General features: G+C 73.6%; 1 protein-coding gene. It reads right to left on the bottom strand.

The features are described 5' to 3' along the window. Positions 1 to 83: 83 nt before the first annotated feature. Positions 84 to 1310, bottom strand: coding sequence for an AAA family ATPase (locus E1284_RS40750; protein WP_131945443.1), 1227 nt, complete (start codon positions 1308 to 1310; stop codon positions 84 to 86). Positions 1311 to 1323 lie beyond the last annotated feature (13 nt).

Here is a 1323-nt window from a genome sequence, read left to right as displayed (position 1 = left end):
GGGATGACGTGCGTTGCCATGGTTCCTCCGTGCGGGTCCGTGCGGTCGCGGGTGCGGTGCGGCGATGTGCGGGCGGGTGCGGGTTAGATTTGCTGGCCGAGGGCCAGCGGGGCGACGGTGCGCCCGTAGACGGCGGACATGACCTCGGCGACCACGTCGCGGTCCTCTTCGGGGGCGATGCCGAGTAGGTTGGCGACCGCCGCCTCGGCCCCGAGGACCCCGGACACCTTCTGGAAGGCGATCAGTTCACGAAGTTGCGGCGCCCATCCGATCTCGCCGGATTCCTGACGGCGGGCCAGGTTGCGCGCGACACGCACGGCGCGCGGTTCGATGTCCAACGTCCGCGCGAGGTCGTAGTCGGTCGACACCCGGATTTGCGCGGCGAACCGGGACGCGAGCGCCTCGGTGAGCACGGCGCCGTGAACGCCGGGGTTGTGACCGGCGACCACGTAGAACCCCTCGGCGGCGGTGATCGTCTCGCCCTTGTGCGCCTTGACGGTAATCTGCCTCCGCCCGTCCATCGCCGGATACACCACCGCGAGGACCTTCGGTGAGATGAGGGTGGCGTCGTCGATGAGCAGGGCGCGGCCCTCGGTCATCGCGGTGATCAGCGGCCCGTAGACGAACTCGTAACCGCCGCCGGGCGCCTGGGTGTACTCGCCGACGAAATCGGCGACGGCGGTGTCCCCGTCCCCGGCCACCGTGATCAGGTCCGGGAACGCCGCCTCGACCAGCGACGTCTTCCCCGTCCCGGGCGGACCGTATAGCAGGGCCGGGATGGACGCCTCACGCAGCCGCTGCAGCGCCGCCACGTCCGGCAGGTCCGCCAACCGGCGCGGGTGGTACGTCTGACCGTTCGGCCGAACCACCGGCCCCACCGGCGCCTTCCCGCCCTTCACCGGGGTCCCCGCCACCCCGGGCGCGCCCGGCGTCGGCGCGGGCGCGGGGACGGCCTTCGGCGCGGGCGCGGCGGCGGGGCGGCGCGCGGTCCGGGCGGCGGGCGCGCCGCCGTTCAGGGCCTCACCGGTGGTGGCAGTCGCCCGATAGCGGCGCGGCCCGGTCGCCACCAACTCGGCCTGCCCACGGTCGGCCAACACCGTCAGCGCGTTACCGACCGCACCCGCCGACCGGCCCAAGTTCCGGGCGATCTCACCCGGCGTGAACGTCGCCCTCGGACTGTCCACCAGGATCGCGGCGACCCTGCGGCGCAACTCACCCGATCCGAGGCGACCGGTGCCACCGGGCGCCGGGACGGCGGGGCTCGTGGCCGGGGTGCTGCCGGTCGGGGTGGTGGTGGGAACGGTGGTCATGGCATGGCTCCTT

The organism is Actinomadura bangladeshensis (genome assembly GCF_004348335.1).
GTDB lineage: Bacteria > Actinomycetota > Actinomycetes > Streptosporangiales > Streptosporangiaceae > Spirillospora > Spirillospora bangladeshensis.
Note: the sequence above shows the minus strand (reverse complement) of the source record. Positions and strands in the feature narration are given on the sequence as shown.